Below are 18952 nucleotides of genomic sequence, written 5' to 3'. Positions count from 1 at the left end.
AAGGAGAATTTTCTGACAATTGTCAAGGATGCGAGTATAATTTGTCAACCATACTGACTCGACTAATTACACTCAGTAGATAATCAATGCTGGAATTTTTACAAAACTTGTTTGCGGATGGCTTCTTTATTCCGCATGGACATTGTTACCTCTGGAAGCCAGGCTTGATATGGTTGCACATCATATCAGATACTCTGATTGCTCTAGCCTATTATTCTATCCCGATAACCCTGATTTATTTTGTGCGAAAGCGAGAGGATTTTCCTTTCCAAGGGATACTGCTATTATTTGGAGCCTTCATTATTTCCTGTGGTACAACCCATATAATGGAAATCTGGACACTCTGGCACCCCACTTACTGGCTATCTGGTGCCCTAAAATTACTGACAGCTACTATTTCGGTTTATACAGCCATTATATTAGTGCCGTTAATTCCCCAGGCATTAGCTTTGCCAAGCCCAGGACAACTAGAGGCTGCGAACCACCTACTCCAAGCCGAGATTTTTGAGCGCAAAATTGCCGAAGAAGCTCTTTTAAAAGCCAAAGCAGAGTTAGAAATTAGGGTAGAAGAGCGGACATCTAAATTAAGAGCAGCTATGACCCAATCTCTTGCAAATGCTGCTATCTCCCAAGAGCAAACTCAAAAACTCGAAATCGCCCTTAAGGAACTTGCAAATACACAAGCCCAATTGATTCAAACAGAAAAGATGTCTTCTCTAGGTCAGTTAGTTGCGGGTATTGCCCATGAAATCAATAACCCTATTAACTTCATTTACGGTAATACCATTATTGCCAATGAATATACACAAAATTTGCTTTATGTCATTTCATTATACCAAAAATACTATCCTCAAGCCAGCACAGAAATTGAAAAGTGGATTGAAGAAATTGAGCTAGTTTTTGTTAAAGAAGACTTACCAAAGATTTTATCTTCAATGAGAATTGGCGCAGAGCGCATCCGAGAGATAGTTTTATCATTGCGAAATTTTTCGCGTTTAGATGAATCCGAAATCAAGGCGGTTAATATTCATGAAGGTCTTGATAGCACTTTGCTGATTTTACAGAATCGCTGCAAAACTAAAGCTGGTAATATCGGGATAGAAGTTATTAAATCTTACGGCAATTTACCTAAAGTTGAATGCTATCCAGGAAAACTCAATCAAGTGTTTCTGAATATCCTAAATAATGCTATTGACGCGATAGAAGAGTTAAGAAATATCAGGTTAAATTCATTAGATGATTATTTAGGTAAAATCACGATTTCCACTGAGCTTTTAGACGGCGAAAAAGTGATAATTCGGATAATTGACAACGGATATGGAATGACAGAAGAGATACAACAAAAAATATTTGACCCATTCTTTACTACTAAACCAATCGGTTCAGGTACAGGTCTAGGGATGTCGATTAGCTACCAAATTATCAAGCAGCATGGTGGTCAGTTGAAGTGTATTTCCGCACCACTTCAAGGGACTGAGTTCCTGATTCAGATTCCGATACAAATAAAGTCATCTTGAAAAAGTGCTGTCATTTGTCCCCCCTTGACCCTTGACCCTTGACCCTGACTGAAGTTTATGGAGTTAAGATAAAGTTGAGGAATAGCTGTGTTAGTTTTGCTGAGGATGTGGGTAGGATAAATTACCAAAAAACTAATGACAGTAAATCGATGTTAAAAATTGAGTTGTCAGGAGCTTCTACCTCAGTACAGCAGCGCCATATCGGCGCGATCGCAGCTCTAGTCTTGATTAGCCTGCTCAGTTCATTAAGTGGATTACCTGTTAATCACGCCATCTCTAATTGGTCTGAAGGCTTCCTTTGGGGAATGGCTGAACCAGTAATTCGTTTGGATCATTTAGCTAGTCTCGTGGCCATTGGCTTAATCTCTGGGAGGACTGTTCATGGCGCCTTGATGGCCGCGACTTTTGTCTTAGCAACAATGTTTGGGACAATAATTCATCTATTCCCCCTGTCTTTAGCAGGTGCAGAAATAGCGATCGCAGCTTCTACTATCATCTTTGGCACTATGCTGGTGACTTCAAATCTACCAAACTGGGTAGCATTAACAGTAATAGGAGCGATCGCTGGTTTGTTTCATGGTTATGCTGATGGTGATGGGATTATCGGCACTGGAATCATACCCCTGGTTGCCTATGTGTTGGGCGTTACCTTGACTCAGTATGTTGTTGCTATGAGTGCCAGAGAAATTAAGCCACTATTATCAAGTAAAATTCGCTTTACTGGTTTAGCTTTTTGTGCCCTAGGTATCATGTTTTTGAGCTACTCGATTAAGTATTACTACTAGAGATTAGGGACTAAAAAGAGTATTTTTACAGGCTTTAAAACGCTCCTATTCTACGCAAAACAACCGAGAAAGTTTGGACAATTAACAACAAGTCATACAATGGAGACCATTTTTTTTGATACCGGAGGTCTAAATCAACTATTTGTTCAAAGTTTGTCACAGAAGAACGACCATGAACTTGCCATTCACCAGTTATACCTGGTTTAACATTTAAACGTTCCCAGTGGCGCTGGTTGTAGTTGATGACTTCATCAGCAGTGGGTGGACGTGTACCAACTAAACTCATTTCGCCGAGCAAGACATTCCAAAACTGAGGTAATTCATCCAAGCTAGAACGTCTCAAAAAGTGACCCACCTGCGTTACCCGGAAATCATTTTTGTTTTTAAAGATGAGTCCGTTAGCTTCGTTCTTGACAAAAGACTTTAATTTCTCGGCCTGATTAACCATTGAGCGGAATTTCCACATCCGAAAGGGGCGTCCTTGAAATCCATAACGTTCTTGAGTAAAGAAAATTGGACCTGGACTATCGATTTTAATAGCGATCGCTATCGGCGCAAATACAATTGCTAGAATCAATAGCCCTACCAAGCTCCCCAAAATGTCTAAACAACGTTTAAATTTGGATTCTACTGAAGGGTGACGAGTAAATTTTAAGTCTCGACCTGTAGCAGTAGGATCTTGAACAACGTTTTTTAATGGTGTTTGATACATTCTTCAGCTAAATCTTAAATAACAAGGGTAGAATTACTTACCTTTGATGTTGACCCTAAATTTAGCGTTATCCAAAATAATCGATATGAACTGTATATTTGCTTAATCTTCATCAAAATTTTGAATAACGGCATTTTTTATAAATTTAAGATAAAGTGAATAATGTATATTGAAATGTATATCAAAAGGAGGATGTACAAAAACCACTAATGTGAATGAAGATTTGTTTCAAGATAATTTGCTAATCATCGAGTACGAACGCTAGAACATAGAATTCTTCATTTCCAAAAATGTATCAAACAGACAAAATACATCTCTAAAGGATGAATTTACTCGAAAAAAGCATGGGATAACACATCTTGCACGATAGTTTAACCAATGGGCGTTCAGGCTCACAAATTATCAACAAGCTAGATCAAAAACGCTGCTATTATTCAGTGAAAAAATATCTGGGAAAATGAGGTGATAAAAAAATGATTTCCGCAGCCGTCGAAGTTAAAATAAATCGCTTGGAATCTATTGTTGAACAAATTGGGGAAGCAGTACTCTCGACTACAGAGACAATTGAAAGTCTCGCAGTCAGACTAGAGACGGTCAGTTTGCAAGTCGAGGAACAGGGAAAGCAGGTACAGCAGCAAGGTTATCAAATTTTCGCCTTGTGTGATGCTGTACAAAGTCTTGCTGAATCTCAGGATGATTCACTACAAAAACTCAGCGAACTAACACAAAGCTTAAATACTTTGATGTTATTGCTCCAAGGCTCAGATGAAGAATAGACCTCTTGCAAAAATTAACCAATTTGGGATGTTAGCCGGACGAAACCAGGTGTCACACTCAACATATTTTGTAGGGTGCAAAATATGTCAAAAATAAAAATATTTTGAGATATTTCTCACCCTACTATAGTGCCCGGAGAGTAGGTTCTATTTAGATTTATGACCAGAGAATTTTGGATTTTGATTTTTGGATGGAAAATATACAATCCAAAATTCAAAATCTAAAATTTGTTGATTTTCAATCTTTCAATCCAAAATCCAAAATTTCAAATTAGGTCAAACACTTAACTTGGTGACAGCGATGTTACCGGAAAAACAGACATCCACATCGCTACCAGGAGTGCGCGCGCGTTTGCCATATTCTCCTACATAATAAAAATCATCACCGTCAATCCGGTAATTAATCTGTAAAGGTTTAGTACAAGGTTGACAAAATACCAGTTCAGGATCTGGTTCTCCCGGAAGCAGATGGGGTAAATTCACATTCCAGAAGCTTCCTGATTCTAAAGGACGCTGGAGTAAGTCAGCTAAGATTTCCGATGTCAATCTCGCAGCCATATCCCAATCAAAATTTTGCTTGGCTTTACAATAATGGGAAATTGCAATTCCTGGTATACCGTGAATTGCGGCTTCCCTCACCGCAGCAACAGTTCCAGAAATATAAGCATCCACGCCTAGATTACCCCCAGCGTTGATACCTGATAGCACGAATTTGACATTTTGACTAATTTGTGTTATGGCGATTCTGACACAATCAGCGGGAGTACCGGCGATCGCAAACTCAGTCTCAGAACGCCGCTGGAGATTGATGGGACGATGGGTGGTAACTTGATGTCCACAGCCAGATTGATGGTCTTTCGGCGCAGCAATAATCACATCTTTGCCATTTACAGCTTTGAGCAAGGCTTGGATTCCGGGAGCGTCGATGCCGTCGTCGTTGGTAAGAATGAATGTCATATTATTTAGAATGATACCGACTCAGGCATCTTATACCAATTCATAAAAACCCTGATACATCATTAGGGGCGCAAGGCCTTGGGGGGCGCAAGGCCTTGGGGGGCGCAAGGCCTTGGGGGGGCGCAAGGCCTTGCGCCCCTACATATGTGGACTTTGGTTCTTGCGTACTTAGCGTGCTAAATATGTTGAAAAATAAGCTTGAACTCCTTGCTGGGATAAGATGACAGCCATTATTTACTGCCTTTTAGGTCTGATGATTAAAATTTTGGCTATAAGCGCCTGTAAGCCTTGATTTTAAAACAAAGTTATCGACTGTAATTAAAAATTTAGCACGTTAAGTACGCAAGAACCCACTGTACTTGGAGTAATGTTTGTGCTTTAAATCATAATTTGAGCAAAATTATGAACCATAAACCAAGGAAAATGTAACTTAAACTAAAGATCGCCAATCTAAAAACAGCGTCGCTAGTTCTTCCACTAATGCGTAAATTCTATTATCGTCCGTAGAACTTAGATAGAAAATTTATTACTACAACGGCAGCAAAAGCTATACAAAAACCGCCTGAAGTAGTTTCTAAGTTAAATTTTAAACCTACCATCTCGAATCCACCTTTTTCAGGTCGGTTTCCTGATTTCATTAGATTAAAACCTATCCAAACCAAAAATGTTGCAAATATGAATGTCCCTAAGACTACAATCAATCCAGCTGCATCACTCGGTGAAATTGACTGTGCTAACAGTTTTACCATAAAGTTTTACTCTCTCCTTCACTCGAATTATTCAATTAATCGGTTTAATTTTTAAGCTTTTAACTGATTATTTTACATGAGTCTTTTTGTAATTGAACTCTATCTTTGGAATATATTATCCAGTCCAGAAATGTTGAATCTCGTTACAAAACTTTTGTGGCGATCGCCTGTCTGTCAGAATGCCTGGAAGCGCAAATCATATTCAGATGCGTTTGCCCTGTCTGCCTGCCCACGCTTTGTGCCAGTTGCGTAAGTCCTGCGAAAAATATCTATAAAAAATCGGTGCAGCTTGGCCGCACCGATGGCAAAATTTAATTGTAATTGAAGCGAAAATTTCGCTCACGCCAATGCTGAAGCTTGAGGTTTGGCAAAAATCATCCGTCCGGCGGTAGTTTGTAGCGCACTGGTGACTACTACCCGCAGTTCACCACCAACATAACTGCTACCTTCCTCAACAACTACCATTGTGCCGTCGTCTAGGTAGCCAATTCCTTGACTGGGTTCTTTACCTTCCTTGAGAATTTTCAAATCAAGATTATCACCTGGTAAATAGGTGGGACGGACAGCGTTCACCAAGTCATTGACGTTCAAAACAGGGACTTTTTGAACACTGGCTACTTTAGACAAATTGTAGTCATTTGTGAGCAAGGTGCCGCTGATTTCTTGGGCGAAGCGGACTAATTTGGCATCGACAGTGGTAATATCGTCGTAGTCTGCTGGATTAATCAGGATGCGATCAGGGTAAGCTGCTTTAATGCGGTTGAGAATTTCTAGTCCACGTCTTCCCCTGACCCGCTTTTGGTCTTTGCTAGCATCGGCTACTTGTTGGAGTTCTTGCAAGACAAATTGTGGCACGAGAATTTGCCCTTCTAAAAACCCAGTTTCTAGTAGCGTTTCAATACGACCATCGATAATGCAACTGGTGTCTAAAACTTTGGTATTGGCAGGTTTTAAAGTGCCCTCCGCTACCATCGTCTCTACGGTGTTGGGATTAATAAACCGTAATAAGCCTCTACCGTGGGTATCTGCCAAATTCATACCAGTCACCGACAGCATAATACTGCCGACAACAGCCACCAATGGTTTAATAAAACTAAAATCCACGGGAATCGGTAGCAAAAATAACGGGGCTAGCATCAAGTTTGCTAGTAATAGCCCAATCACTAAGCCAATGGCGCGAGTTAAGATCACTTCCAGTGGCATTTCTCGGACTTGTGCCTCTAGGCGACGATATGTCGTCTGGAAACTCAGCCCGACTGCACCGCCAATAATGGCAGCAAAGACAGCTACAACTAAACGTAAGGCTTCTAAGTTGGTCACTCGGTCGAGGGTGCCATCGGGTAGCAGTTCAATGCTGTAGAACCCGATCCCCGACGCTGCTAGGATAAATGAAAGAATGATAATGGCGTCAAGCATGGTTGTGTTTTTTCCTGCGAGGGTGTTAACCGATAAAATTAAGTATTCTTTATTTCTTCGGTGATCTAGACTCAGAAATATTTATTTACTTAGACTAGGGTTTTTAGCAAGGAATGTCTGCAAATATTATAACTAAATAGTTTTATCTTCATATTTTTCATTGTTTTGTTGTAAAACGATAAACAGTTGTAAAGAAACTACTAATTTTAATTTTTGGCAATTTTCAGTATGGTTAGTTTAATTGTTTCTCATAATGGATCAAAAAATTAATGTTTCTGGTATTCCGAGTTCTGCTTATGTACATATTCCCTTTTGCAGACGACGATGCTTTTATTGTGATTTCCCTGTGTCTGTTGTGGGCGATCGCCTACGTGGTGAAACCTCTGGTACTATCTCCCAATATGTTGAGATTCTTTGCGAAGAAATAGCCATGACACCAGCGTTTAGTCAACCCCTAAAGACGATTTTCTTTGGTGGTGGTACTCCTTCGCTGCTATCAACAGACCAGTTACAACGGATACTAGTAGCCCTAGAGGAGCATTTTGGCATCTCCCAGGGGGCAGAAATTTCAATGGAAATAGACCCAGGGACGTTTGATTTAGCACATATAGCAGGCTATCGTAGCTTAGGGGTGAACCGGGTAAGTTTTGGTGTCCAGGCGTTTCAAGAAGAATTATTAAAAGTTGCTGGGCGATCACACTCACTTGCAGATATTTTTGCATCTGTGGAATTAATCCGCAAAGTCGAGGTTCCCGAATTTAGTTTAGATTTAATATCCGGTTTACCGCATCAGTCTTTGGATCATTGGCAGAATTCTTTAGAAACTGCAGTGGCATTAGTACCCACTCACATTTCCATATATGATCTTACCATAGAGACAGGAACTGCTTTTGGTCGTTATTATCAACCAGGTTCTCATCCTTTACCGACAGATGAAACCACAGTCAAAATGTACCAAATGGCGCAGCAAATTTTGACTAGTGCTGGTTATGAACATTATGAAATTTCCAATTATGCTCAAAGGGGACATCAGTGTCAGCATAATCGAGTTTATTGGGAAAATCGCCCTTATTATGGCTTTGGGATGGGTGCTGCTAGTTACATCCAGGGTAAGCGGTTCACTCGTCCGCGTAAAACCAAAGAGTATTATCAATGGGTGGAAGCTGGGGGTGTGATTGATTGCGAAGTGACTCCAAAAGATGAGGTGTTGTTAGAAACCTTAATGTTGGGGTTGCGTTTAGCCCAGGGACTGAGTTTAGCAACTTTGGCGGCTGAGTTTGGGGAAGGGAAGGTAGAGGAGATTTTGCAATATTTGCGATCGCACTTTGATCAAGGTTGGGTGGAAGTTGTCGCGGGAAGGTTGCGTTTGAGTGATCCCCAGGGGTTTTTGTTTTCTAATGTGGTCTTGGCGGAGTTGTTTGCTAAGTTGGGGGAATGAAACAAATTAGCCCTAGAGCAAACGTAAAGCAATAAAAAACTTGATAAAATGATACAAATTAAACATAACCAGAAGAGCGAAAATGTCTAAAGAATTAAACGAAGTTAAAGGATTGTCCGACAAACTCACACCTGATGAGCAATTGAGTCTCATTGCTTATTTAACCCAAAGACTACAACATTGCGAAATCAAACGCAAACCACGCCGCGACATTATGGAATTTGCCGGTATAGCGCCTAATCTCATGGGAGGAATGGATGCTCAGGAATATGTCAGACGTATACGCAGTGGAGAGTCTTTAGAAATAGAGGGTGAACAAGTGCAATCAAGGAAGCTAGAGTGAATATTAGAGAAAGTTTACATGGAGTAACACGGTTGTTTCTAGACACTGCACCAGTTATTTACTTCGTTGAGCGACACCCAGAATATTTTCCACTTACCAGAATAGTGTTTGAGGTGCTTCGCAACACTTCGTTGATGGGTGTTGCTTCACCGGTTACTTTAGCCGAGTGTTTAGTTCGTCCTTATAATTTAGGACAAAGGCAATTACAGCAAGAGTTCATTGAGTTAATTACTGATAATGACAACATTGAATTTGTACCGATTGCTAACCAACTCCTAGCAATAGAAGCTGCTCAATTACGTGCTAAATACAACATACAATTACCTGATGCTTTTCAAATTGCTGTCGCATTAGCATCAAATTGCGAGGCTTTTTTAACTAATGATGCCATACTTCAGCGGGTTACAGAATTGCGCGTTTTGGTGCTAAATGATTTTCGCTCTGCCCAATAAGATCATAAATGCCAATACCAATACAAACCGTGCATTACACTGCTAAATGATAAACAATTCTCAAAGCAAATTTAGGTGGTGCGTTACACTTCGTTAACGCACCCTACAAACTCTACAAACTCAGTTTTTACGGTACAATCAACACCGGACAAGGTGAAAGATTAATCACGCGGGTAGTAACACTCTCTGTGACACCCTCTTCAGTCAAGCCTAAGCCGCGACAGCCCATAATGATTAAATCTGCCTCGATTTCATCGGCGACATCGCAGATGGTAAACGCTGGTTTACCTTGCCGTTCTAGGATTTCTGCTATAATTCCTTGCTGAGAGAATAACTCTTGGGCATTTTGGAGCAGTTTGGCTACTATTTCTGGGGACAGCATGGGATCGGTACTAGGCTCATCTGTGGCTGGTTCTTCGACCACTGACAGCAGGACTAACCGACTACCATATTTTTGCACGACGTTGGTAACAACATCGGCAGCTTCCCGCGCTTCTCGGCTTTGATCGATGGGAAATAGAACTGTTTTGAACATATCTTTCGCGTGGGCACCCCCGACTCCGGTAAAATCTGGATGGTTCTACTTTCAAAACAATAACAAAAAGGCAATCAGGAGGGTCTGGCTGTGTCCAAAAAAACTTTAGCAAATTTATCTGCTGCTGATGTATCTGGTAAACGCGCCTTGGTGCGGGTTGATTTTAATGTGCCTGTGGATGACCAAGGCAACATCACAGACGATACTCGCATTCGTGCGGCTCTGCCAACCATCCAAGATTTGACCCAAAAGGGAGCTAAGGTCATTTTAACAAGCCATTTTGGTCGTCCCAAGGGTGTGGATGAGAAATTGCGCCTGACTCCGGTTGCTAAACGTCTCTCGGAGTTGCTAGGTCAAGCAGTTTTGAAGACTGATGACTCTATCGGTGATGAAGTTACTGCTGCTGTGGGGGCTTTGCAAAATGGCCAAGTGCTGTTACTGGAAAATGTCCGCTTCTATAAGGAAGAAGAGAAAAACGACCCGGAATTTGCCAAAAAGCTAGCAGCTAATGCTGATTTTTATGTAAATGACGCTTTTGGTACTGCACACCGCGCCCATGCTTCTACTGAAGGTGTGACTAAATTCCTCAGTCCTTCTGTGGCTGGATATTTGGTGGAAAAGGAATTGGAGTATCTGCAAAACGCTATTGAAAATCCCCAACGTCCTTTGGCGGCTATTATTGGCGGTTCCAAGGTTTCTAGCAAAATTGGCGTGATTGAAACACTGCTGGAGAAGTGTGATAAGCTCATCATCGGCGGTGGGATGATTTTCACCTTCTACAAAGCCCGTGGTTTGAGTGTCGGTAAGTCTCTGGTGGAAGAGGACAAGCTAGAACTGGCGAAGTCTTTGGAAGCTAAAGCTAAGGAACGCGGCGTGGCTTTACTTTTACCCACAGATGTGGTAATAGCAGATAAGTTTGCTCCTGATGCCAATTCTCAAATCGTGAGCGTTGAGAACATCCCTGATGGTTGGTTGGGTTTGGATATTGGTCCTGACTCAGTGAAAGTCTTCCAAGCAGCCCTTGCAGATTGCAAGTCTGTAATTTGGAATGGTCCTATGGGTGTGTTTGAATTTGATCAGTTTGCCAAAGGTACAGAAGCGATCGCCCATACCTTAGCGGAAATTGGCAAAACTGGTGCTATCACTATCATCGGTGGTGGTGACTCTGTGGCTGCTGTGGAAAAGGTCGGTTTAGCTGACCAAATGAGCCACATTTCCACCGGTGGTGGCGCTAGCTTGGAGTTACTCGAAGGTAAGGTATTACCCGGTATTGCAGCTTTAGACGAAGCGTAAGCACGGACTAGGGATTAGGGATTAGGGACTGGTTAGTCTGGTGCAAAAAGGCATAACTAACTCCTAGCCCCTAGTCCCGCGATTTCAAAGTCACCAAAAGCTTGAATACATATAGATTTCGGGGAGCAAGGGCACGGCATTACCGTGCCCCTACGGTATCATATCGCGTGGATTTAGCTAAACAAATAGTTTGAAATCGCGGGACTAGCCCCTAACCTTTAGCAAAGAGAGAAATATGGAACCAAAATGGCTGGAATGGGGACAAAAATTACAGGCGATCGCCCAAAATGGTCTGACTTATTCTGAAGGGGTTTATGATATTGAACGCTATAAACAATTAAGAGCGATCGCAGCGGAAATTATGGCGACTTACGCCAATGTAGAACATAGCTATATTCTCGATTTGTTTTCTCAAGAAACAGGTTACGCCACTCCCAAGGTTGATGTGCGGGCTGCAGTATTCCAAGACGATACCATATTATTAGTCAAAGAACGTTCTGATGGTGGCTGGACTTTACCTGGTGGCTGGGCTGATGTTGGTGATACTCCCAGTCAAGTAGCTGTCAGAGAAGTAGCTGAAGAATCAGGTTATGAGGTACGCCCTCTGAAAATACTCGCAGTCTATGACCGACAAAGACAAGGACACCCACCATTACCATTCTACACCTATAAGTTATTTTTTCACTGCGAATTAATTGGTGGTTCTCCATCACCAAGTATCGAAACTGAGGAAGTAGGATTCTTTGGTGAAGATAGCATACCGGAACTTTCCCTAGGACGTGTAACGCGGGCGCAAATTACCCGCCTTTTCCAACATTACCGTCAGCCAGATTTACAAAAAATAACCGATAGGCGAAAAGCCCCGCGTCTTCAGACCAGGGATGTATCGCCAACGTTTAATTTATTAAACGTCTTTTTTGGGTTCTGGCAGGCTATCCAATAATTCTTCTATTATTTGGGTCATCGTCTTATCTTTTTCTACCGCTAATAAACGTAACTTATTAATCCTGCGGTCACTCAAAAGTATATGTAAACCTTTTTTAGCCATAATATGTATTGAATATGGACATATTCATGTTATCATGGTTGTATAGATAAAACAACAGGAGGTGATTAAGCAGTGCTGACACTAGAGTACAAAATCAAAGCCAAAAAACAGCAATACAAAGCTATTGATGAAGCTATTTTGACAACTCAATTCATCAGAAACAAAGCGTTACGCTATTGGATGGATGCGTCAAGAGAAGCCAAAATCAATAAAGTAGCTTTAAGCAATTACTCTACAGCACTGCGTAAAGAGTTTAAGTTTGTCGAGGAACTTAACTCAATGGCTTGTCAGGCTGCTACTGAAAGAGCATGGTCTGCCATTGATAGGTTTTACGGAAATTGCAAAAAGAAAGTATCAGGTAAAAAGGGATATCCCAGGTTTCAAAAAGATAACCGCTCAGTTGAATACAAAACTTCTGGATGGTCTTTAAGTTCAACTAAAAGACACATCACGTTCACCGATAAAAAAGCTATTGGCGAAGTTAAGCTACTGGGTAAATGGGATATTCAAACATATCCTATTAAATCAATTAAGCGTGTAAGGTTGGTTAGAAAGGCTGATGGATACTATTGTCAGTTTTGCATTGACATTAACGCTCAACCCGAACCTAGAACTAGTGATGGCGAGATTGGCTTAGATGTTGGATTGGAGTTTTTTTACTCTGACTCAGATGGGAACCATGTTCGCGAAGCGTCTCGCAGAGAGGAAAATCCTAGGTTTTTGAGGAAGGCTGAAACATCAATCAAACACGCTCAAAGACAGATTTACAAAAAAGAAAAAGGTAAAAACAAGCGACGGATAGCTAGCTCCAGATATGCTCGGAAACATTTAAAAGTAAGTAGGCAACGGAAAGAACACGCCGTGAGATTGGCGCGTAACGTATGCAAAGCTAACGCTTTAGTAGCCTATGTTCGGCGAAGCCGTTGCCGAAGGCTAGATTTGAATATTAAAGGCATGGTAAAAAATCATTGTTTAGCCAAGAGCATTAATGATGCGTCTTGGTCACTTTTTCGCAGTCGCTTAGAATATTTTGCGGATAAATTTAACTCAGAAGTTGTTGCAGTCAATCCGAGAATGACATCTCAAAAATGCTCGGATTGTGGTGTGATTGTGAAAAAATCTCTCTCAACTCGTAGCCATGTATGTAGTTGTGGTTGCAACTTGCAAAGGGATGTTAACGCCGCAAAAAATATTCTAAATCTTGTCTCCGACACGCTCCGCGATGCAAAAGCTAGCTTGGGGCACAAGCGAAGTAACGCTTCAGGAGTCGGAGTCACTACGCTAGTTGGCGCAAGCCTGCTAGAGCAAATTCCGACAATGAATGAAGAATCCCCCGACTTTACGACTAAGTAAGCGTAAAGCCTTCGGCATAGCTTCGCTTAACGCGCAGCGTGTCCGCAGGACTCAGCGAAACTTAGTCAGTCGGGGGAGTGTCAACGACAGATTTCGATTAGGATATATCTGTATTTTTTTTCCCTTGTTTTATATAAACAGCCGGGGTGTGGTAAGGGATTTTATTGCATACCCCATTCCCCAAAAGTGAGACTTGTATCCGGTAGCACTTGTTTCTATCAAGAAACCAGCATAAAATTCTCATGAGAATAGAGTATTAAAAAATGAGCAATAAAAATTCAGATAAAGATAATTTAGAAGATTCAGGATTTAAGATTTTTTGGTTATCATTTCTTTTAGTGGGTGCTATGGTAGCACCAATTCCAGGCATAATAGGAATAGGAAATGTAAAATTTAATTTCTTTCTTTCATACTCACTAATTATTTTATGTATATTTTTATCTAATATAAAAATAGATTTTTCTAATTTTTCTGAAGTTAAATCAGCTTTCAATACACTAGATAATAAATTTAAATATGCGACGTTACTTTTTTTGACGATAGCCATACTAATGACTATCTTTATACCATTAAGTATCGATACAATAGTTTGTCGTAGATAAAACCGAGCAAGTGCATTACACAGTTTTCATCTCTCGGAAACAGTCATTGTTTCGATAATAGGTGCCGGAATTACGCTTACACCAGCCCTCACAGTCAATTCCCACGAAGCGCACAGATCAATCGCAACCCCTATCGCCTTAGTTGATGATTGGGGTTTTGGGAGTGGGGCACGGGAAAATTTAGATCCCCAATTTTCATCCAATCACCACAGACCAAAGTAGGGGCGCAAGGCCTTGCGCCCCTACAGGGTTTTAATTTACTTAGCACTCAGGAATGGTAAAACCTGTTCCAATGCTGTTAAGAGTTTATCCACACTTTCTTTGCGGCTATTAAAGCCCATCAGTCCCACACGCCAGACTTTACCTGCGAGTTCGCCTAAACCGCCGCCAATTTCAATATTATGTTCATTGAGTAACTGTCGAGCGATCGCCTTACCATCTACTCCAGGGGGAATGCAGACAGTGGTCAAGGTTGGTAAGCGAAATTCTCGCTCTACATGCAGACTCAAACCTATGGCTTCCAAGCCTTCCCAAAGATATTCTACATTCTTTTGATGGCGCTGCCAGCAATTTGCTAGTCCTTCTTCAGCAACTAAACGCAATGCTTCTCGCAGGGCATAGTAAAGGTTAATCGGCGCTGTATGATGATATGTGCGTTCAGCACCCCAATATTTGCCCAGCAAGGTCATATCTAAATACCAGTTGGGAACCTTCGTGGGACGGTTTTGTAATTTCTCCAGCGCACGGGGACTGATGGTAAAGGGGGAAGCACCGGGCGGACAACCTAAGCCTTTTTGGCTACAGCTATAAGCTAAATCTACTCCCCAATCATCCAAAAATATGGGAACTCCACCCAAACTTGTAACGGTATCTACTAGTAAAAGTGTGCCAAATTCGCGACATAGTTCACCGACTCCCTCCAAGGGTTGACGTGCGCCTGTGGAGGTTTCCGCATGAACCAAAGCCAAAATAGCCGGACGATGAGTTTCCACAGCGGTGCGGAGTTCATCGAGGGTAAAAACTTGTCCCCAAGGTTTGGTAATAGTGCGGACATCTGCACCATATCGTCCAGCCATATCAACCAAGCGATTGCCGAAGTATCCAGCGACACCAATTAACACTACATCCCCAGATTCGATAGAATTGGCGATAGTGGCTTCCATTGCAGCGCTTCCCGTACCGCTAACGGCTATGGTGAGGGGGTTTTCCGTTTGCCATACGTAGCGCAATAGCGACTGAATTTCATCCATCAGGGAGAGAAAAGCTGGGTCGAGATGTCCTACAGGTGAGGTGTTCATCGCTTGGAGAACTGTAGGATGAGCATTCGATGGACCAGGCCCCAGTAGCAGACGGGATGGGATTTCTAAAGGTGCGAGTTGTAACTTCTGACTGTCGTTAATTGAGATTGTTGGCGTCATGATATTTTGCAAGTAGATGATACTTCTCGCATCATAAAGCGATCGCATCACCGATGATTTACCCAGTGTGAAAATTCTACCACATAGGCGGTACTCAGTTTGGCGGTTGTGTTTCTGCGAATGTCAATCTCCCCTTTGGGCACTTGCTTATGGACAATGAATTCTCCTAGACTTAATTTATGCACTTTTATTTTTCAACATCCAAAATTATGGTTTTTGCAGGTAACCGTCCAAATTATATAGGTGTGCGTGAGGGGAAATTAGCAGCTTGTCCCAACTCGCCTAACTGTGTTTCTAGTCAGAGTACAGATGCACTTCACAAAATTGCTCCATTGGCTTATACATCAACTCCAGAAAAAGCGATAGCTAATCTCAAAAGCATCATTCAATCTTTGCCTAGAACCAAGATAATTACAGAAAAGCAAGATTATTTATACGCAGAATTTAAGAGTGCCTTGCTAGGATTTGTAGATGATGTAGAATTCTATCTCGACCGTCAAGCCAATGTCATTCAAGTACGTTCAGCTTCCCGCTTAGGTCAGAGTGATTTGGGTGTCAATCGTCAACGAATAGAGACGATTAGAGCCAAATTCAACTAGGTCAATTTGAATACTTACAGCATATTTCAGGTAAATGAGGTACGCCGTTAGGGGCGCAAGGCCTTGCGCCCCTACAATTATCTGTACCTCACCAACTTGCAATCTGCTGTAATTGATTTTGAGGATAAATGAGTAGGGGCGGAAAGTTTCCCCCCTACTTATCTGCTTGCAATAATTACCGCTAAATACTGCTGTTACCTAAACTAACAACTTTGGGGATATACCCATTTTGAGCAAATCTGTTTTTCAGAATTTGTTGATAAACGTCTTCATAACCATCGGTCATCTGTTTAACACTAAAACGGCTATTGACATACTCCCGACAGTCGTAGCGGTCTAATTCTATTACCTTGGGAATAGCATTAATGCACTCTTGAATATTATTGCAGATGAACCCAGTTTTTCCATGAGCAATAACTTCTAAAGTAGACCCCAAATTCATGGCAATAACTGGTGTACCTGCAGCCATTGACTCAACCATTACCAACCCAAAAGGTTCTCGCCAAGTAATGGGAAATAAAGTTGCTACGGCACCTCCCATTAAGGCATTTTTTTGAGCATGATTTGCTTCACCGAGATATTCAATTTGTTTTCCATCAATCTGCGGTTTGATTTCTTGCTCAAAATATTCTACATCAACAATATCTACTTTCCCTGCCATTTTTAAATGCCAACCAGCTTGTTTGGCAATAGCAATTGCTAAGTGTGGTCCCTTTTCAGGCGAAAATCGACCTAAAAACGCTAGATAGGGAGGTTCATCTGGTTGGGGATAAAACTTATAACTGCTGACATCAATCCCGTTGTAAACCGTGGCAATATAATTTAGCCCTAACCTGGCTTCTCTTTGTGCATGGGAAATACTGACATAGGGTTTATTTTTGGCATACTTAAAAATTTTTTCGTTGTCCGGGGTAAAAATACCATGCAATGTATGAACTGTGGGTGTTTTGACTAGATTGGCATAGGATAGCGCCCCATAGCCCATATGGGAATGAATAATGTCAAATTCTGCCGCTTGTTCATATACCCAAGCTAGTTGCAACATTTCATAAATACAGAACTCTTTTACATTAGGATCGAGTCGCAAAGCACGGGGATGAACTGACACTAACTCTGCCAGACTAATCGAATCTCCCGATGCAAATAGGGTGACTTCATGTCCACGTCTGACTAATTCATCAGTTAATAACCCCACTACTAACTCTATACCCCCATATGCTGGCGGCGGTACTCTCTCCCATAGTGGAGCTATCTGAGCAATTCGCATTACAAACCTCCTGGAAAATTAGGCTGAAAATAGAGGTTTCTGTGTCACTTTTTTAGTGATTTAATCCAATTCACTCAATCCCAGAAACTCTATTGAAGTAACAACTATATTGATAATTGCCTCAAAATCTTATGCGTTAACTTGAATATTTTTTGTCTACCTTAGTAGGGAAATCATCCCCTCCTTAAGACATAAAATGCCTGATAATTCAATCAATACAAGTTAAGGAGAATCGGAGGTTGGTTTGAGGAACATATAGCGTTTCTCGCCCTAGTGAGGTACATCGGTAAGGGCACGGCAGTGCCGTGCCCCTACATCGCGTGATACAATTTTGTACCTCATCTGAATAGGAAGTGCTATATACCCAACCTACGCTCTATTATCTATTGTCTATTCCCTAGGGAAATAATATCTTGACTTTTTGTCGTATGCATGGTATAAGGAAAAAGCATAAAATATAAGTAAATTAAAACATTAACCCTTAATGAATATTTTTCCACCGCAAAACAAACCGCGTGTCTCATGGCAGGCGGTTTTCTCAATCCTGGTATTTGTGTTCATGTACCTGCCTATACTGGTACTGGGGTTTTATAGCTTCAACCAGTCACCTTACAGTGCAACTTGGCAAGGATTCACCCTCGATTGGTATAGCAAATTGTTCCATGATGAGCGGATTTTATCAGCTTTTAAGAACAGTTTGATTGTTGCTGGTAGTGCAGTTAGCATTTCCGCAGTTCTGGGAACCTTAATGGCGGTGGGGTTAGCTCGTTATCGGTTTCCACTGGTGCAGCTGTATCAGGGGATTTCTTACCTCCCATTAATTATTCCTGATATTGCGATCGCCGTAGCTACCCTAGTTTTTCTCGCAACCTTTGCGATTCCCCTGAGTTTGTGGACAATCGTTGGCGCTCATGTGGTATTCTGTCTTGCCTATGTCGGACTGGTGGTGGCTTCGCGACTCACCAACTTAGACCCCCACCTCGAAGAAGCCGCACTCGATTTAGGCGCTACACCAATACAAGCTTTTATCCAAGTATTACTACCTCAGTTAATGCCAGGAATTATCGCTGGTTGTCTACTAGCTTTTGTTCTCAGCTTAGATGACTTTCTCATCGCCAGTTTCACCGCAGGTAGCGGTTTTAACACTATGCCAATGGAAATTTTTAGTCGCATCCGCACAGGAGTCAAGCCTGATATTAATGCTCTTAGCGTTATTTTAATTTTTATCTCGGCAATTGTTGCTTCTGTGGCAGAATTAATTCGCGCCTCTAATGAGTAATGAGTAAGAAGTAATGAGTAAGAAGTAAGGAGTAATGAGTAAGAAGTAATGAGTAATGAGTAAGGAGTAAGGAGTAAGGAGTAAGGAGTGGATTATTTTTTATTTTTCTTTCAACTTGTTGATTTAACTTGTTAATATCTTAATAATTTTTTCATTACTCATTCCTTATTACTCATTACTCATTACTCATTCCTTATTACTCATTCCTTATTACTCATTACTCATTACTCATTCCTTATTACTCATTACTCATTCCTCATTACTCATTACTCATTACTCATTCCTCATTACTCATTACTCATTACTCATTCCTCATTACTCATTCCTCATTACTCATTCCTCATTACTCATTCCTCATTACTCATTACTCATTACTCATTACTCATTACTCCTTACTCCTTACTCCTTACTTC

At 41.3% G+C, this 18952-nt stretch carries 19 protein-coding genes; 11 read left to right on the top strand and 8 right to left on the bottom strand.

What is annotated here, in order from left to right; genetic code table 11:
* The first annotated feature begins 86 nt into the window (after window positions 1–86).
* Window positions 87–1517 carry an ATP-binding protein gene (locus tag HEQ19_20995; protein WYM03532.2) on the top strand — a complete coding sequence of 477 codons (1431 nt, stop codon included), beginning with the start codon at window positions 87–89 and terminating at the stop codon, window positions 1515–1517.
* A 149-nt stretch (window positions 1518–1666) separates the two neighbouring features.
* Window positions 1667–2302: a HupE/UreJ family protein gene (locus HEQ19_20990; protein ID WYM01607.1), complete on the top strand. Its 636-nt coding sequence runs from the start codon at window positions 1667–1669 to the stop codon at window positions 2300–2302.
* 34 nt (window positions 2303–2336) lie between these two features.
* Here HEQ19_20990 and HEQ19_20985 read toward each other — a convergent pair whose 3' ends face one another.
* Window positions 2337–3014, bottom strand: coding sequence for a sugar transferase (locus HEQ19_20985; protein ID WYM01606.1), 678 nt, complete (start codon window positions 3012–3014; stop codon window positions 2337–2339).
* A gap of 473 nt (window positions 3015–3487) precedes the next feature.
* On the opposite strand from HEQ19_20985, the gene HEQ19_20980 reads away from it, so the two are divergent.
* The gene (locus tag HEQ19_20980) at window positions 3488–3790 is read left to right on the top strand and encodes a hypothetical protein (GenBank protein WYM01605.1); all 303 of its coding nucleotides are present in this window, start codon (window positions 3488–3490) and stop codon (window positions 3788–3790) included.
* A 276-nt stretch (window positions 3791–4066) separates the two neighbouring features.
* On the opposite strand, the gene surE is transcribed toward HEQ19_20980, so the two are convergent.
* From surE to HEQ19_20965, 3 genes are all read right to left on the bottom strand, one after another.
* Window positions 4067–4747 (bottom strand): 5'/3'-nucleotidase SurE, encoded by a 681-nt coding sequence (surE, locus tag HEQ19_20975; GenBank protein WYM01604.1) that lies wholly within the window; start codon window positions 4745–4747, stop codon window positions 4067–4069.
* Between the two features lie 494 nt (window positions 4748–5241).
* Complete coding sequence (locus tag HEQ19_20970) at window positions 5242–5496, bottom strand: hypothetical protein (GenBank protein WYM01603.1); 255 nt, start codon at window positions 5494–5496, stop codon at window positions 5242–5244.
* Window positions 5497–5835: 339 nt separating this feature from the next.
* A complete protein-coding gene (locus HEQ19_20965; GenBank protein ID WYM01602.1) occupies window positions 5836–6912 on the bottom strand; it encodes a PIN/TRAM domain-containing protein in 1077 nt (358 codons plus the stop codon).
* A gap of 253 nt (window positions 6913–7165) precedes the next feature.
* On the opposite strand from HEQ19_20965, the gene hemW reads away from it, so the two are divergent.
* The 3 genes from hemW (at window position 7166) to HEQ19_20950 (ending at window position 9145) form a co-directional block, all read left to right on the top strand.
* Window positions 7166–8350: a radical SAM family heme chaperone HemW gene (hemW, locus tag HEQ19_20960; GenBank protein WYM01601.1), complete on the top strand. Its 1185-nt coding sequence runs from the start codon at window positions 7166–7168 to the stop codon at window positions 8348–8350.
* A gap of 82 nt (window positions 8351–8432) precedes the next feature.
* A complete protein-coding gene (locus HEQ19_20955; GenBank protein WYM01600.1) occupies window positions 8433–8693 on the top strand; it encodes a hypothetical protein in 261 nt (86 codons plus the stop codon).
* Window positions 8690–9145: a PIN domain-containing protein gene (locus HEQ19_20950; GenBank protein WYM01599.1), complete on the top strand. Its 456-nt coding sequence runs from the start codon at window positions 8690–8692 to the stop codon at window positions 9143–9145. The genes HEQ19_20955 and HEQ19_20950 overlap by 4 nt, the downstream gene beginning before the upstream one ends.
* Before the next feature lie 127 nt (window positions 9146–9272).
* On the opposite strand, the gene HEQ19_20945 is transcribed toward HEQ19_20950, so the two are convergent.
* On the bottom strand, window positions 9273–9680 hold the full coding sequence (locus HEQ19_20945) for a universal stress protein (GenBank protein ID WYM01598.1): 408 nt from the start codon (window positions 9678–9680) through the stop codon (window positions 9273–9275).
* A gap of 90 nt (window positions 9681–9770) precedes the next feature.
* On the opposite strand from HEQ19_20945, the gene HEQ19_20940 reads away from it, so the two are divergent.
* From HEQ19_20940 to HEQ19_20930, 3 genes are all read left to right on the top strand, one after another.
* Entirely contained in the window at window positions 9771–10973 is a 1203-nt protein-coding gene (locus HEQ19_20940) for a phosphoglycerate kinase (GenBank protein WYM01597.1), read from the top strand.
* Between the two features lie 235 nt (window positions 10974–11208).
* Entirely contained in the window at window positions 11209–11916 is a 708-nt protein-coding gene (locus HEQ19_20935) for an NUDIX hydrolase (protein WYM01596.1), read from the top strand.
* A 177-nt stretch (window positions 11917–12093) separates the two neighbouring features.
* On the top strand, window positions 12094–13374 hold the full coding sequence (locus HEQ19_20930) for a transposase (protein ID WYM01595.1): 1281 nt from the start codon (window positions 12094–12096) through the stop codon (window positions 13372–13374).
* A 256-nt stretch (window positions 13375–13630) separates the two neighbouring features.
* Here HEQ19_20930 and HEQ19_20925 read toward each other — a convergent pair whose 3' ends face one another.
* Both HEQ19_20925 and HEQ19_20920 read right to left on the bottom strand, forming a co-directional pair.
* Window positions 13631–13921 carry a hypothetical protein gene (locus HEQ19_20925; protein WYM01594.1) on the bottom strand — a complete coding sequence of 97 codons (291 nt, stop codon included), beginning with the start codon at window positions 13919–13921 and terminating at the stop codon, window positions 13631–13633.
* 312 nt (window positions 13922–14233) lie between these two features.
* Window positions 14234–15394, bottom strand: coding sequence for an alanine--glyoxylate aminotransferase family protein (locus HEQ19_20920; protein ID WYM01593.1), 1161 nt, complete (start codon window positions 15392–15394; stop codon window positions 14234–14236).
* Between the two features lie 209 nt (window positions 15395–15603).
* Here HEQ19_20920 and HEQ19_20915 point away from each other — a divergent pair, with 209 nt between their 5' ends.
* The gene (locus tag HEQ19_20915) at window positions 15604–15993 is read left to right on the top strand and encodes a DUF1499 domain-containing protein (protein ID WYM01592.1); all 390 of its coding nucleotides are present in this window, start codon (window positions 15604–15606) and stop codon (window positions 15991–15993) included.
* Between the two features lie 181 nt (window positions 15994–16174).
* Here the strand turns inward: HEQ19_20915 and HEQ19_20910 are convergent, their stop codons facing one another.
* Window positions 16175–17260 carry a glycosyltransferase family 4 protein gene (locus HEQ19_20910; protein WYM01591.1) on the bottom strand — a complete coding sequence of 362 codons (1086 nt, stop codon included), beginning with the start codon at window positions 17258–17260 and terminating at the stop codon, window positions 16175–16177.
* A gap of 484 nt (window positions 17261–17744) precedes the next feature.
* Between HEQ19_20910 and HEQ19_20905 the strand changes: the two genes are divergently transcribed.
* Window positions 17745–18539: an ABC transporter permease gene (locus HEQ19_20905; GenBank protein ID WYM01590.1), complete on the top strand. Its 795-nt coding sequence runs from the start codon at window positions 17745–17747 to the stop codon at window positions 18537–18539.
* Window positions 18540–18952 lie beyond the last annotated feature (413 nt).

Source organism: Gloeotrichia echinulata CP02 (genome assembly GCA_038087035.1).
Lineage (GTDB): Bacteria > Cyanobacteriota > Cyanobacteriia > Cyanobacteriales > Nostocaceae > Gloeotrichia > Gloeotrichia echinulata.
The sequence above is the reverse complement of the archived record's forward strand: the minus strand, read 5'-3'. Positions and strand labels throughout refer to the sequence as shown.